The sequence below is a fragment of the Ruminococcus sp. 8Y-12 genome, assembly GCF_058119865.1.
Window position 1 is genome coordinate 3,864,358 of sequence record NZ_CM176623.1, and the last position, 13,939, is coordinate 3,878,296.

Below are 13,939 nucleotides of genomic sequence, written 5' to 3' on the forward strand. Positions count from 1 at the left end.
TCCTAGTGGGCCTCCTATTCTTTTGACTGATACGCGGCGTTAGCCTCCTCCTCCGGATATACCGTTTTGGGGCGATACTCTCCATCCTCGCATTTCTGCCACTGGATCATCACGGCCCTCGCATTGGTGTTTGCACCCGTCTCATCAAAATTTAATTCCCCGCCTGGCTGGAGTGTAGGAATGTGCAGATTAGCAATCGTTTCCCTGAGCACCGCCCCATCTGTGGAGCCGCATTCCTCCAAAGCCTTGGCAATAATATAGATATTGTTGTAGTAACCCACAGCGTGCTCTGCCATGAAGGTGCCGTATTTCTCTTCATACTGCTGCGCAATCTCTGCAAGCTCCTGATTGTCTGTCATGCTCTTGCTGTCCCAGGAATTGGACCCCACAGAGACAATTCCATCCACATCTTCTCCCAGCTCCTGGGCAAATGCAGGGAAAAGAAAACCTGCTCCGCCGCCCACAATAACCGGGTGGTAATCCATGGTATTCATGGTATTAAACAGCAGCTTGGCATCCTGTGAGAAACAGACCGGAAATATGGCCTCAGCACCGGAGTTCTTCAGCGCCACCACCAGGGATGAGAGGTCAGAGCTGGGTGTTGTAAAGGACTCATCATAGACCACCTCATAGCCGGCCGCCTCCGCCACTTCCTTGTTTGTCTGGGCAGTGGACAGTCCGTACTCCGTATTCTCATAGATGATCCCAACCTTGCTTACCTCAATCCCCTGAGACTCGCCCAGATACTGCAGAAATTCCACCTGGGTGCTTCCAAAAGACTCTCCATTGGGCACCGGTTGGAATGTATAGGTGTACCCCTGGTTTGTAATGTTGGTGGAGACTCCAATCTGCACAAAGGGTTTCTCCATCTTTTCAAATACCGGCATCATGGGAATGGTGTAGGAACTGCCCCCGATACCGATTCCCGCCACAATGGAATGATCCGCCATGACACGCTCGCACACTGCCTTTGCCTGGGAGGTATCCGACATGGTGTCCCCCACTACCAGTTCCAGCTTTTTACCTCCCAAAGACTGTATCCCTCCTGCCTCATTGATATTATCAATGGCCAGCTGGGCTCCATTCATATTCAGGACTCCGGCGTCCGCCCCGCTCCCTGATACATTGATAAACGCAGCGATTTTAATAGTGTCCCCGGAGGAAGTCTCTGCCCCGCCTGAGGACTCACCCTTCGTCTCATTTCCGGAATCCGGGTATTCCTTTGATTCGGGGGTTGCCGCCGCTGTATCCGTGCCCCCATTGGTTCCGCCGTGTACACTGCATCCCACCATGCTGCATACCATCAGTGCTGCCATTAATCCCGCTAATACTCTTCTCTTCATATGATCCTTCTCCTTTTTCTATTTTTAGATCCTTTGAATCGTCACGATTCTTTCAGAATCCAAAATTCGGTTTTCTCTTCTCAAAAAAAGCATTGGTACACTCTGTCTTTTCCGGACTTCCCAGCATCCGGTCTGTATAAAGTGTCTCTGTCAAAAACTTTTTCTCAATCTGCGCATTCCGGTTCATGTTGATGGCCTCCTTGGAAAACTGCATTGCAGTGGGCGGATTTCCCACCATTTCCCTGGCCAGGTCCATAGCTTCCCCCATCAGCTTATCCCCTTTTACAGCCTTCCAGATTCCCCCGTACTCCTGCATCTGTTGAGCCGTAATACTCTTTCCGGTCAGCGCCATGTAACGCACAATCTTGTCCGGCACCATAAGGCTTAAAAAACTGGACCCGGATACAATGCTGAGCGTCACCTCAGGAATTCCAAACCTGGTATCCTCCGCAGCAATTACAATGTCACAGGCAGATGCGAACACCAATCCAGCGCCCAGCGCAAATTTGTGTATTGCGCCAATCACCGGATATTTGCACCTCATCACACTGAGCGCGCAGCCACAGAGCACGTCCTGATAGGCATGGTGATTCTCTTTTGTCATAGTTTTAATGTCATTGATATCGTTTCCCGCTATAAATCCTCTGCCCTCCCCGTGAAACACCACTACGCTGATATCACTTCGGAAGTTGATGCTGGTAAACGCATCCGTCAGCTCCCGGTAAGTCTGTGCATTGATGGCATTGACCGGAGGGCGGTTCACTGATATCGTACAGATTCTGTTCTCTACTTTTAACTTCACAAACTCATATTCCATAATGTTCTCCAATCACGCGTTCCTCACTTTCCCATTGTACTCAGACGTCTCTTCCTCCCTGGCAAGCCTGGTAACGGCTTCCCCCTCCAGAATCAGTACTCCATCCTGGTTATAGCAGTTCGTCTGCAGCTTTACGCGCCCTTTCCCCAATTTTTCTATACAAGTTACCACGGCCTTCACTGTATCTCCCACATAAACCGGAGCTTTGAACTCAGAGTACTGGGAAATATAGATGGATGTAGGGAAAGCATTTGTCAATGCCGTGGAAATCAGGCTGGAAGTCAATGCTCCGTGTGCGATCCTCCCGCCAAACTTTGATCTTTTGGCAAATTCCTCATTAATATGCATAGGGTTGCAGTCTCCGGACACCGCAGAAAACAAAAGAATGTCCGCTGCCGTGATGGTTTTTTCAAATGCATTGCTGTCCCCCTCCCTAAGCTGGCTATAAGTATAAACCATGAACGTCCTCCTCATCTTTTATGTAAGAAACTTATTTACTCTACTGTGGAATTTTAAAACACCTGTACTTATTTTATATCCTTGACTGTAATCGCTTTCATTATCTTTTCTCTCTTTTTCTGTGATTTCAGAATAACATCTTTTTTTCCTTCTGTAAATTGGATATTTTGTACATAATTACCTTTTCATTTCTGTGTAATTTATCTAAATTTAATATGTATGCGCTTTCTTTCGCTATCCGCTTCTTGCCTTTTTACGTATTTTTTCAGTTTTTCCAACATTTACTATTGCTTTTTTTTAAATATGTGTTATTCTTAACTTGTCATATAAAAAGATTACAATGCTTTTTAAATGATATTTTCTTATAATTTTAGTTTTTATTATTTATTTTTCTCTTTTTTGAAATCGCTTTCACTTTTCTTGCTTTTCTGCTTACGTATTCACATAAACTTTTTTCTGTTTAAAAACTGGAGGAAAATATATATGTTAACACCACAGCAATACAATGTAAGAGAGGCAGTTGAACTGATCAGGGATGGTGACACCATAGCAACCATCGGAATGACCATGATGGGCATCGCAGAGGCAGTCTTTAAAGAGATTGAACGAAGTTTCCTGGAGAAAGGTCATCCGAGAGATCTCATCCTCTTTCATCCAGCCGGCTTCAGTGACCGTTTTGGCGGTATCGAGCATCTTGCCCACGAAGGACTGCTGAAGAGAATCATCGGCTCACACTGGGGTCTTGCCCCAAAGATCATGAATATGATCTCAAACAGTAAGGTGGAAGCCTACTGTATGCCTTTTGGAGTGATGAACAATATGTTTCACGACATGTGCGGCAAAAAGCCGGGCTCCATCTCCAGAATTGGTCTGGAAACCTTCCTGGACCCCAGATACGAAGGCGGGAAGATGAATCCCATATCCACAGCGGATATGGTAAAGAGAATCTCCATAGACGGCGAGGAGTTTCTTCAATACAAGCATATCCCCCTGGATTATCTGATTATCCGCGCCACCTATGCGGATGAAGACGGAAACCTGTCCTGTGTGGACGAGCCTATAAAGATGGAAACACTGCCTGCTGTGCTGGCTGCCAAGAGATATGGCGGAAAAGTGGTTGCTCAGGTCAAGCGCATCGTAAAAAATGGTTCCCTTCCGCCAAAAGAAGTGGAAGTACCCGGAGTATTCGTGGATGGCATTGTAGTGTGCGAAAATCTGCAGGAGGATCACAAGCAGTCCTGTGGATGGTATCAGGATGATTCCTGCTGCGGAAAGCTGCAGGTGCCGGAATCCTCCATTGCCCCAATGCCATTAAATGAAAGAAAAGTCATTGTCCGCCGGGCCGCCATGTACATGTATCACAATGCGATTATCAACACCGGAACAGGCGTCCCGACAGATGCCATGGGTCCCATACTGGCGGAGGAAGGGCTGAAAGACAGCATCACGCTTACGGTAGAATCCGGCGTTTACGGGGGTGTCCCTGCCGGAGGAGGGGATTTCGGCATATCCCGAAATCCCACTGCCCTGATCCCCCAGAATGTACAGTTCGACTTATACAACGGCCGCGGAGTGGATTTTACCTTTATGGGATGCGGAGAGATGGATGAGGATGGGAATGTCAATTCCACTAAGATGGGAAATATAGCGCCTGGCTGCGGAGGATTTATCGATATCACCACCATGGCCAAAACCGTGTGCTTCTGTTCTACCTTTACGGTAAAGGGACTCCGGGTTTCTTTCGACGAGAAGAGGGGGCTCACCATTTTACAGGAGGGGACTATTAAGAAATTTAAGAAAAAAGTCATGCAGGTTTCCTATAACGCCAAATACAACACTTCCAAAGGCCAGAAGGCCTACTTTGTCACTGAGCGCGCTGTTTTTGAGCTTACAGAGGACGGGCCTGTGCTCATTGAAATCGCGAAGGGAATCGATCTGCAGAGGGATGTACTTGATCAGATGGAGTTTGTTCCCAGTATTTCACCTGGTTTAAAAACCATCAACCCCATTATCTACCGAGATGGGCTTTTCGGTTTAAAAGAAATTTTTGATCAGAATACGATTCAAGAGATTCACTAGATCACTATTATTGCTACTCATATATTCACAGTCCGTAACAGTTCAGCCAAGCTGCCCTGTCAATGCATAAATCCAGTAAAATTGCCTGCCTGAACTGTTACCACAGTCCCAAAAACCGCACCAACCATTAAAGGTTAGTGCGGTCCTGTTTAATCACTTTATTTTTTAATCTAATTAGAATTTCCCAGCCTTAGCCGCTTCCTCAATCGCCACAGCCACAGCCACAGTCATTCCAACCATCGGGTTATTTCCTGCGCCGATCAGACCCATCATCTCTACATGAGCCGGTACAGAGGAGGAACCTGCGAACTGTGCATCTGAATGCATACGTCCCATGGTGTCAGTCATACCATAGGAAGCCGGTCCTGCAGCCATGTTGTCCGGGTGAAGGGTACGTCCTGTACCGCCGCCTGATGCCACTGAGAAATATTTCTTACCCTGCTCAATACACTCTTTCTTATAGGTACCTGCAACCGGATGCTGGAAACGTGTGGGGTTGGTGGAGTTTCCTGTGATGGAAACATCTACACCCTCTTTGTGCATTATGGCAACTCCCTCGGTTACATCATTTGCACCGTAGCAGTTAACCTTTGCACGAAGACCCTCAGAGTATGCCTTGCGGAATACTTCTTTTACCTCTCCTGTGTAGTAATCCATCTCTGTCTCTACATAGGTGAAGCCGTTGATTCTGGCAATAATCTGAGCAGCATCTTTTCCAAGACCGTTTAAGATAACGCGCAGCGGCTCTTTTCGAACTTTGTTTGCCTTCTCTGCGATACCGATTGCGCCCTCTGCTGCTGCAAAAGACTCATGGCCTGCCAAGAAAGCAAAGCATTTTGTGTCCTCTTCCAGAAGCATCTTACCCAGATTGCCGTGTCCCAGACCTACCTTACGCTGGTCTGCTACAGATCCGGGGATACAGAAGGACTGAAGTCCCTCACCGATTGCTGCTGCTGCATCTGCGGCTCTTGTACAGCCTTTTTTGATTGCGATCGCTGCGCCTACTGTGTAAGCCCATTTTGCGTTTTCAAAGCAGATTGGCTGAATGCCTTCCACCTGATGATATACATCCAAGCCAGCAGCTTTTGTAATCTCTGCTGCCTCTTCGATTGAATTAATTCCATATTCTGCTAATTTAGCCAGAATCTGTTTTTCTCTTCTCTCATATGATTCAAATAAAGCCATCTTCTATTCCTCCTCAATTACTCGTTTCTCGGGTCAATGATCTTCACTGCATCTGCAACTCTGCCATACTGACCTTTTGCTTTTTCAAAGGCAGTGTTTGCATCATCGCCTGCTTTGATGAAATCCATCATTTTTCCAAAGCTTACGAACTGGTATCCAATGATCTCGTCATCATCATTCAGAGCAATGCCGGTCACATAACCGTCTGTCATTTCAAGGTAACGAGGACCTTTTGCAAGAGTACCGTACATGGTACCTACCTGAGAACGAAGTCCTTTTCCTAAGTCCTCCAGACCTGCACCGATGGGAAGTCCATCCTCAGAGAAAGCACTCTGACTTCTTCCGTAAACGATCTGTAAGAACAGCTCTCTCATAGCCGTATTGATAGCGTCACAAACGAGGTCTGTATTTAATGCTTCCAAAACAGTTCTGCCCGGCAGAATCTCAGAAGCCATGGCTGCGGAGTGAGTCATTCCTGAACATCCGATGGTCTCCACCAGACATTCCTGAATGATTCCCTCTTTAACATTCAATGTCAGCTTACAGGTACCCTGCTGAGGTGCACACCAGCCCACACCATGTGTTAAGCCTGAAATGTCTTTGATCTCTTTTGCCTTTACCCATTTTGCCTCTTCCGGAATCGGAGCAGCGCCATGTGCAACGCCCTGGGCCACTGGACACATTTTTTCTACTTCATGTGAATAAATCATTTTAAGACTCCTTTCAAATATAAATGACTTTACATATGTAAACATGAGATATAGCTATATCCCACGCCATACCTGAGAATATTTTCTCATAAATCGTCAAATTAGTCCAGTAGAATTTTAAATTTTTGTTTCTAGCCTATTATTCGTGCGGTAACAACAGACAGCAAGGGAAAACCCATTGGCTTTCCCTTGTAAAAAGACTTTTCCTTACCACTCTTTGTTCTTATACACTTGAATGGATACCCTGTAGGAGACAAAGAGGGCTGCGATCACTACCACAACACCTGCGACAGTCACTCCATTTAGGGCATTCATAAACATCTCATCTGTGAACGGTATCTTTCTGCCCTCCAGGTATTTCATAGCCATAACAAAAACTACAACTGGTATCAGGACACTGGCTATCATAATAAATCTGCCCTTTTCCACTCCGTATTTAAATATGACTGGTATGAGAAAAGCCAGCACAAGGAGAATAAAATAGACTCCAACCAACGTACACTTTACCAACAGCTCTTGATCTCCTCCGAAAATACTCGTCAGAACAACGCCCAGAATGAGTGACAAAACACCACCACCTATTGTAAAGAGCGTTGATAGAAACAGTTTTTCCTTGACAAGCAGGCTTTTATTTACAGGCATAGTCAATGCGTATTGATCCCATTTAACCTGCTCATCCAGGGACATCAGGGAAAGGGAAGCATTTAACGCCAGGAATATCATCATGGCAGTGACATAGGACGGATTTTTTAACACTATCCCAAAAATTGCCATCATCCCGAAAACAATGCCCAAAGACTTACCATAGTTTCTCATATTGTACAGGTCCTTTAAAATCAATCCTTTCATGCCATATCCCCCTTTGTCTGAAAGAGCATAATCTCCTCAATTGTCACCTGGTCCAACACATAGGTGTGCGTCCGCTTTTCCAGTTCCGGCCTGTTGTCTACCATTACCTCATAACCAAAACTGTTTTTTCTCACTCCAACCATATGTGCACGGTCTAAACTCTCAAATTCCTTTTTTGTACAGCGTACCAGTCCATAATGGTACAGAAGCCTATCTTTACTTTCCACAAACTGAAGCTTTCCCTTATGAATAAATGCAATGTAATCCGCCACTTTTTCCAGGTCGCTGATTATATGTGAGGAAACAAGAATACTGTGTTCCTCGTTCTGGATAAACTCCAAGAAAATATCCAGAATCTGGTCCCTGATCATGGGATCTAACCCGCTGGTCGCCTCATCCAGGATCAGCAGCTTTGCACCGTGTGAGAGAGCTACTGCCAGGGATACCTTCATTTTATTTCCTCTGGACAACTCCTTTACCAGCTTTGTGTCATCCACTCTCAGCTTTTTTAAGTACTCCCAAAACTTTTCCTCTTCCCATGTTTTGTAAATATTCTTCATAATTTTATTGATTTCTCTGACTCGTAGATTCTCATGAAACAGGCATCCGTCAAACACCACCCCTATGGATTCTTTAAGCTCTAAGTCTTCCGGGCTATACTCCCTGCCGAAAATCTTCACGCTCCCTCCATCCTTTTTCAGCAGACCCAGGATACCTTTGATTGTGGTACTCTTACCTGCTCCGTTTTCTCCTACAAATCCCACAATGCTTCCGCATGGCACCTGTAAAGAAACGTGATCCAGCTGAAACTTATTATAATTTTTGCAAAGATCTTTTACTTCAATTGCATACTCCATCATTCATCCTCCTTATACAGCATAGAAAGTATCTCCTGCATTTCCGCCAAAGTAACACCGCTTTTTCTCCCCTGGTCAACCGCCTCCTGTAGCTTCTGCTCTACAATCCGCAGCTGCTCCTCCTTCAGTATCTCCATATTGGACTCTGCAACAAAGCTACCGCGTCCCACCATAGTAGTGATAAATCCGTCTCTCTCCAGATCCTCATAGGCCCGTTTTGTAGTGATCACGCTGATTCTCAGCTCTTTTGCCAAAAGTCTCATGGAAGGCAGCGCATCTCCGGGCTTTAATTCTCCGGACATGATCATATTTTTAATCTGCCCGGTGATCTGTTCATAGATCGGTTTTCCACTGGAATTGCTGATAATGATATCCATTTATCCGCTTCCCTTCCCGTTTGTAATTATTGTATATATTTTATATATACATTTATATCACCATATATACACTTTGTCAATAGTAAATTTCCCAAAATGACCAGGTAATTTTTCAAAACTGACCGGGTAATTTTCGGAAATGACCAGGTAATTTTTGACATAGAAAAAACCACTGGTGTCAGTGGTTTTCTATACGATATTCAGCTTGCAGCTATTCGACTTCGGTACGCTTACTTTTTTATCTGAAGTATTCATCGATCCCATTCGCTATCCCTTTTACCATCCTTTTCTGGTAGATAGCTGTCTGCATCCTGCGATCTTCTGTTGGGTTCGTCATATAGCCCATCTCAATAATAGCTGCCGGAACCTTACTCCAGTTATTTCCGCTCATGCTGTCTGTCTCCCAGACATACTCTTTTCTGGCTCCCGTCGCCTTCACATATGCATCCAAAAGCGCAGATGACAGCTTCTTACTCTTTTGGGACAGGCTTTTTGACACATAAGGACTGTTCCCTGTGGTACAGATGGTCATGGCTCCGTGTACACCTAAATCACCGCTTCCGTTGGCATGGATACGTATAAAAGCATCTGCCCCGGCCCGATTTGCGACCATTGCCCGCTCTTTACAGCTGATGGCCTTTCGGTTTGTAGTCCTTGTCATTAACACGCGGTATCCCCTTGACTCCAGCTCTTTTTTTACCTTTTTAGCAATCACCAGAGTCAGCTTATATTCCGCAACATTGGTGGCAATCCCCTGGGTTCCAGTCGCATCTTTGGCCTTTTGCTGTGAAGCCCCTGGTCCCAGTGGCTCTGTGCCCCCTGTCATCCTGGCTGAATGTCCGGGGTCCAGTACAATCGTCTTTTTCCGGGTTCTTCCCAGGTACACCCCTTTTTTGCTGAACTGATACCACTTTGTGTTAATCTTCTGCCATCCGGTCAGCATCATGCCTTTTTTGTTAAAGTAATACTTCTTCCCCTGAATAACCTGCCACTTTTTTTGCATCACTCCATCCAGATAGTAATACTTTTCGCCCTTCTTTGTTTTCCAGCCAGTATACCCCTGTTCCGACTCTGTCCCCTTATTTGCCGCATCTGCCTTAACAGACAGGGCAGGTACAGACAGTATGCATAGAAACAGCAGCGCGAATCCACACCAAAATTTTTTCACCTCTCATCCCCCTTAACTTTTCTGCTTATGATATGTATTTCATCTTTGGGAAGAACTGCTCCAGCAGTTGATCCGTATAATATTTGTCCAGATGAGACTCTATTCTGTTGGTCGCCGGTTTGTTCTCATGTCTCGCTGACATCCTCATCAATGCCAGGGCGGACACGCTGATGGATAAAATCATGAACCCTACCATACACCACGTGGCAATGGTTCCCCCTTTTGCAGGCACGCGTTCGATCAGACGAGACAGAAATGGGTATACCTTCTTTGTCCACACAATCGCCGCAATACCCCAAAAAGCACAAAAGACCAGATTTACGTAATTGCCCAGGGATAGAGGAAGTCCGCTGTAGTCCCAGAATGTAACTCCCAGAGCCTGCTGGCATATCCAGCCGCAGAAAAACTCAAATACACCTCCCAGAACATATCCCTTGATAAAGAGCATTCCTGTCCTTTTGTCTCCATTGCCATGGAGGAGTATGCTGAACAGCGCACATCCAAGTCCCCAGACTGTGCTGAACGGCAAAAACAGATTGCTGGTCCTGCTGGACAGTTCGCCAAATGCAAAATAGCACCAGACCGTCTCTACCAGACATCCCAGAATTCCTCCCAGGACAAAAATCCAAAACACCTTGTAAAAATTAAATCCTTCTGCAAACTTTTCTCTCATTCTAACACACTTCCTTCTTTTTCTCAATCACTCTGTCTCACGATGTGTTTCTTTAGTTAAAACCGTACAGTCTCTGGAGTATATGATAACAGCCAATGGCTGCCTTCCGGCCCCACCTGCCCGGAAGGTTTACACCGATGCCCAGAAAGCTGTAGCGTACGCGCCGGTAAAGCTTTTTGTCTGCATCCTTCAAATACTGCCAGATTGCCCTCTTATCCTTTCTTCTCTCCTCTGTCCCGCTCAGAAGCGCCACGATAGAGGTAATGGCCATGACCAATTTCAGGCTGGTAATCATGGTTTTTCTCAGGGCAGACTCTTTGATCTTCCCCAATACCTTTTCCATATAGTCAATCATCTGTACATTTACATAGTACTGCTGTTCAAACCTGCGGCACATCACGCTCTCCTGTACAGATTGGCCGCAGCGCCCGATAAAATAGCGGTAGAGGTTGACGTCCATATAGCGGATTGTCTCCACATAGGGAAGGGGAACAAACGCATACAGGTTATCCACATAGAACGTGTTTTCCGGCAATTCCAGCCCGGACATCCGAACCACTTCTGTCCGGTAAATAATGGAATGCATCATCAGGTAATTGGTGATGGGCAGAGGTTTCATCCCACTCCATAGGAACATATACTTGTCATCCATAAACCTGTGATAATTGACCACCTTTTTCCGCTTCGCGCCCTGCTTTTCATAGACAAAATTGGTAACCAGCATATCCAGAGGCTGCTGTTCCTTTACTACCCTGCGCAGCTCCTGAAGAACCTGGAGATAGGCGTCCACATTCACCCAGTCGTCGCTGTCTACCACCTTGAGATACTGTCCCGTGGCATATTGAATACCAGTGTTTAACGCGCCTCCATGCCCTTTGTTCTCCTGATGGATTGCGCGGACAATGTCCGGATACTGCATCACATACCTCTGGGCAATGGCCAGTGTATTGTCCGATGATCCGTCATCAATCACCAGAATCTCCACATCGTCGCCCCCTGTCAGCAGTGTAGATATACAGTGCTTCATATAGTCCTGTGAATTATAACAGGGTACAATAATTGATAATAACTTCATAATCCGCCCTCATTTTCCTTCAAGTAAGCTGCTCCTCTGTTCTCTTTTTTCGTAACTGTTCCGTACCCTCACAGCTACTTGCAAAAATCCATTTAAGATCACCTTTGGTGATGGAATTTTTGCACTCCTGAATCATTTTCTTACGGTCAGCGCAGTAAAGGCGCAGGCCTGTTGAATTGTTACCTTTTATCTTAGTTTAAATTTATCTATACTTTATCAATTTTCTGTGGAAATCTTTATGCTCCCGCTTTCCGCCTTCAGTTCCAGTTTATTCCTGGCGCCCTTTTCCCTTATAAAGTTGGTGCCGTAGTCCTTGCCATTGAGTGTTGCGCTGCCGTAATCCGTGATCATGGATATATCATATTCGTCCTCTTTACCGGTCATTACCAGGTCTATATCACCGGATTCGCTGTCCACATCCACCTTCTTGGAGGTGAACTGTTTCATATCGCACTCTCCATAGTCAATGTCCATCTTAGCCTCTGCTGCAGTGATTAGATTACCTTCTATGTTCCCGCTCTCACTGGAAATCTCCAGGTAGCTGGTTTCCACATTTGTCAGATAGATTTCTCCGTATTCAGCGCCCAAAACCATACTTTTGGCCAATTTATTTTTTCCTGAACCCGCCAGATTCTCTACGGAAATCTTTCCGGACTCAGAATACAAGTTGAGACTGTCCGTCGTAATATCCTTCAGTGACATATTTCCATAGGCAAAGTTCATACTCACCTTTTCTGCTGTCAGATCATTGACTTTTCCCTCCCCGCTCTCATTATTCACTGTTAAATCCGTCACCGTGCTGGAATCCATCTGAAATCTTCCATAGTCTGTATTTAATGAGGCAGTCTGTGCCTTCAGGTTTTTGACGTTCACATCTCCTGACTCAGCATTTATAATAAATGTGTTTGCATCTGCCGTCTCCACTGTTACATTTCCGTAGCCATCCGTAATCTGCACATCCTCCAGTTGCTTGCCCTTGGGGATATAGATTCTCACATAACTGTCTCCTGACTGGTATGACATGCTGCCAAAGCTAAGTCCGCTCCAATAGATTTGTCTCGGAACATTTTTGGAGGCTAGATGATAGGTTCCATCTTTTACCTCCTCCTTTAAACTCTGGGCAGCATTATCGTAACCGTATTCCAGATGAAAGTTCTCCCCTTCCAGTATCTCAATATCTGCCTCATGAACATTAATGTTCAGCTTTTTTACGTTCTTTAAATCCACACTTTTCTCAATAAACTCGCCCTGATAGTCCTCTGTGGTCCGGATACCTGCCGGAGTAATCTGAAAACCGATTCTTCCTCCTGAAGCCCACCCGGCTGTCATAATAATTCCTCCGCCAAGTATCAGGCATCCTGATGTAATCAGCAGCACTTTTTGATATTTTTTCATCTCTTTTTCCCCCTTTTTACAATCTTTCTAAATAATGCGCGCACTCCCTTAAATATCCATTTTAAAATCCAGCAAAGCAGAAATCCCGCTAATATGCTGAAGCCAACGATCACAAGGCCTGCTCCAAAGTTTACTATGCCGGAAGCCGGCTGGCGGAACATGACTGCTATGCCTCCCACAATCGATACCACCCCTGTTGCCAAAAAACCTGCCACAGAAACGATTACACCCACCATTGCCACACCGATCATGACAAGAACCGCTCCCACCATTACGACAATTGCGATCGCCATAGGCAAAGCTATGGGGGCTGCACAGACAGCTAAGATTACCAGCCAAATTGTGCTGAAGCCCTTTTTCACAGAGGTTGCTGGATTATCCATGCGTTTCATAGCTGCTTCCGTGATAATCTGTGATGCCACCTCGTGGGGCGTCCCCAGGTCATTGATGGCCTCCTCCTCATGCTCAGGTCCTGCATCCTCAAAATACTCTACATAATAGTCAATGGCTCTTTCATATTCTTCTTTTGGCAGCTTGCGCAGCTCACCGGCAAGCGCCCTCAGATATTGCTCTTTATTCATTCTTCAAACCTCCCAAAATAATATCCTCTACCTCTATCCGGTATTTTTTCCACTCATCCACATAGTATTGATACTGCTGCTTTCCCTCTTCTGTAATGTAATAATACTTGCGGTTCCGCCCCTGGTAGGGCTGATCATAAGTCCCTAGGTAACCGTTTTGCTGAAGCCTCCTGAGCACTGGATACAGTGTAGATTCCTTCACATCGGATACCCTTTTGATTTGCTGGGAAATGGAATATCCGTAAGCATCTCCCCTTGCGATGATCGCCAGCACAATGGCGTCAATCAGCGTTGAACCCAATTGGTATATCATGCACATCCTCCTTTGGATACTTTTTCAATATATATCTGAAATATATATATGATCTATT

Annotated in this window: 15 protein-coding genes; 1 reads left to right on the plus strand and 14 read right to left on the minus strand. The window is 45.6% G+C overall.

Annotated elements, in window-relative coordinates:
- Window positions 1-14: 14 nt before the first annotated feature.
- The 3 genes from AC0THY_RS15405 to AC0THY_RS15415 are packed head-to-tail and all read right to left on the minus strand — an operon-like array spanning window position 15 to window position 2,619.
- Entirely contained in the window at window positions 15-1,343 is a 1,329-nt protein-coding gene (locus AC0THY_RS15405) for an ABC transporter substrate-binding protein (RefSeq protein WP_489991484.1), read from the minus strand.
- A 52-nt stretch (window positions 1,344-1,395) separates the two neighbouring features.
- Entirely contained in the window at window positions 1,396-2,160 is a 765-nt protein-coding gene (locus tag AC0THY_RS15410) for an enoyl-CoA hydratase/isomerase family protein (protein WP_489991485.1), read from the minus strand.
- A gap of 12 nt (window positions 2,161-2,172) precedes the next feature.
- Window positions 2,173-2,619, minus strand: a complete 447-nt coding sequence (locus tag AC0THY_RS15415; protein ID WP_489991486.1) for a MaoC family dehydratase — start codon at window positions 2,617-2,619, stop codon at window positions 2,173-2,175.
- A 483-nt stretch (window positions 2,620-3,102) separates the two neighbouring features.
- On the opposite strand from AC0THY_RS15415, the gene AC0THY_RS15420 reads away from it, so the two are divergent.
- The gene (locus tag AC0THY_RS15420; protein ID WP_489991487.1) at window positions 3,103-4,698 is read left to right on the plus strand and encodes an acyl CoA:acetate/3-ketoacid CoA transferase; all 1,596 of its coding nucleotides are present in this window, start codon (window positions 3,103-3,105) and stop codon (window positions 4,696-4,698) included.
- Window positions 4,699-4,872: 174 nt separating this feature from the next.
- On the opposite strand, the gene AC0THY_RS15425 is transcribed toward AC0THY_RS15420, so the two are convergent.
- The 11 genes from AC0THY_RS15425 to AC0THY_RS15475 all read right to left on the minus strand — a co-directional run bounded on the left by AC0THY_RS15425 (window position 4,873) and on the right by AC0THY_RS15475 (window position 13,881).
- Window positions 4,873-5,883, minus strand: a complete 1,011-nt coding sequence (locus AC0THY_RS15425) for a GGGtGRT protein (protein ID WP_489991488.1) — start codon at window positions 5,881-5,883, stop codon at window positions 4,873-4,875.
- A 17-nt stretch (window positions 5,884-5,900) separates the two neighbouring features.
- The gene (locus AC0THY_RS15430; protein WP_489991489.1) at window positions 5,901-6,593 is read right to left on the minus strand and encodes an iron-sulfur cluster assembly scaffold protein; all 693 of its coding nucleotides are present in this window, start codon (window positions 6,591-6,593) and stop codon (window positions 5,901-5,903) included.
- Window positions 6,594-6,800: 207 nt separating this feature from the next.
- Window positions 6,801-7,442: an ABC-2 transporter permease gene (locus tag AC0THY_RS15435; protein ID WP_489991490.1), complete on the minus strand. Its 642-nt coding sequence runs from the start codon at window positions 7,440-7,442 to the stop codon at window positions 6,801-6,803.
- Window positions 7,439-8,302: an ABC transporter ATP-binding protein gene (locus AC0THY_RS15440; protein WP_489991491.1), complete on the minus strand. Its 864-nt coding sequence runs from the start codon at window positions 8,300-8,302 to the stop codon at window positions 7,439-7,441. The genes AC0THY_RS15435 and AC0THY_RS15440 overlap by 4 nt, the downstream gene beginning before the upstream one ends.
- Window positions 8,299-8,676 (minus strand): GntR family transcriptional regulator, encoded by a 378-nt coding sequence (locus AC0THY_RS15445; protein WP_489991492.1) that lies wholly within the window; start codon window positions 8,674-8,676, stop codon window positions 8,299-8,301. Before AC0THY_RS15445 ends, AC0THY_RS15440 begins: the two co-directional genes overlap by 4 nt.
- A 238-nt stretch (window positions 8,677-8,914) precedes the next feature.
- Window positions 8,915-9,844: an N-acetylmuramoyl-L-alanine amidase family protein gene (locus tag AC0THY_RS15450; protein WP_489991493.1), complete on the minus strand. Its 930-nt coding sequence runs from the start codon at window positions 9,842-9,844 to the stop codon at window positions 8,915-8,917.
- Between the two features lie 25 nt (window positions 9,845-9,869).
- Window positions 9,870-10,517 (minus strand): putative ABC transporter permease, encoded by a 648-nt coding sequence (locus AC0THY_RS15455; RefSeq protein ID WP_489991494.1) that lies wholly within the window; start codon window positions 10,515-10,517, stop codon window positions 9,870-9,872.
- A 52-nt stretch (window positions 10,518-10,569) separates the two neighbouring features.
- A complete protein-coding gene (locus tag AC0THY_RS15460) occupies window positions 10,570-11,592 on the minus strand; it encodes a glycosyltransferase family 2 protein (RefSeq protein WP_489991495.1) in 1,023 nt (340 codons plus the stop codon).
- A gap of 216 nt (window positions 11,593-11,808) precedes the next feature.
- Entirely contained in the window at window positions 11,809-12,987 is a 1,179-nt protein-coding gene (locus tag AC0THY_RS15465; protein WP_489991496.1) for a DUF4097 family beta strand repeat-containing protein, read from the minus strand.
- Window positions 12,984-13,568, minus strand: coding sequence for a DUF1700 domain-containing protein (locus tag AC0THY_RS15470; protein ID WP_489991497.1), 585 nt, complete (start codon window positions 13,566-13,568; stop codon window positions 12,984-12,986). Before AC0THY_RS15470 ends, AC0THY_RS15465 begins: the two co-directional genes overlap by 4 nt.
- Window positions 13,561-13,881 carry a PadR family transcriptional regulator gene (locus AC0THY_RS15475; protein ID WP_489991498.1) on the minus strand — a complete coding sequence of 107 codons (321 nt, stop codon included), beginning with the start codon at window positions 13,879-13,881 and terminating at the stop codon, window positions 13,561-13,563. The genes AC0THY_RS15470 and AC0THY_RS15475 overlap by 8 nt, the downstream gene beginning before the upstream one ends.
- Window positions 13,882-13,939 lie beyond the last annotated feature (58 nt).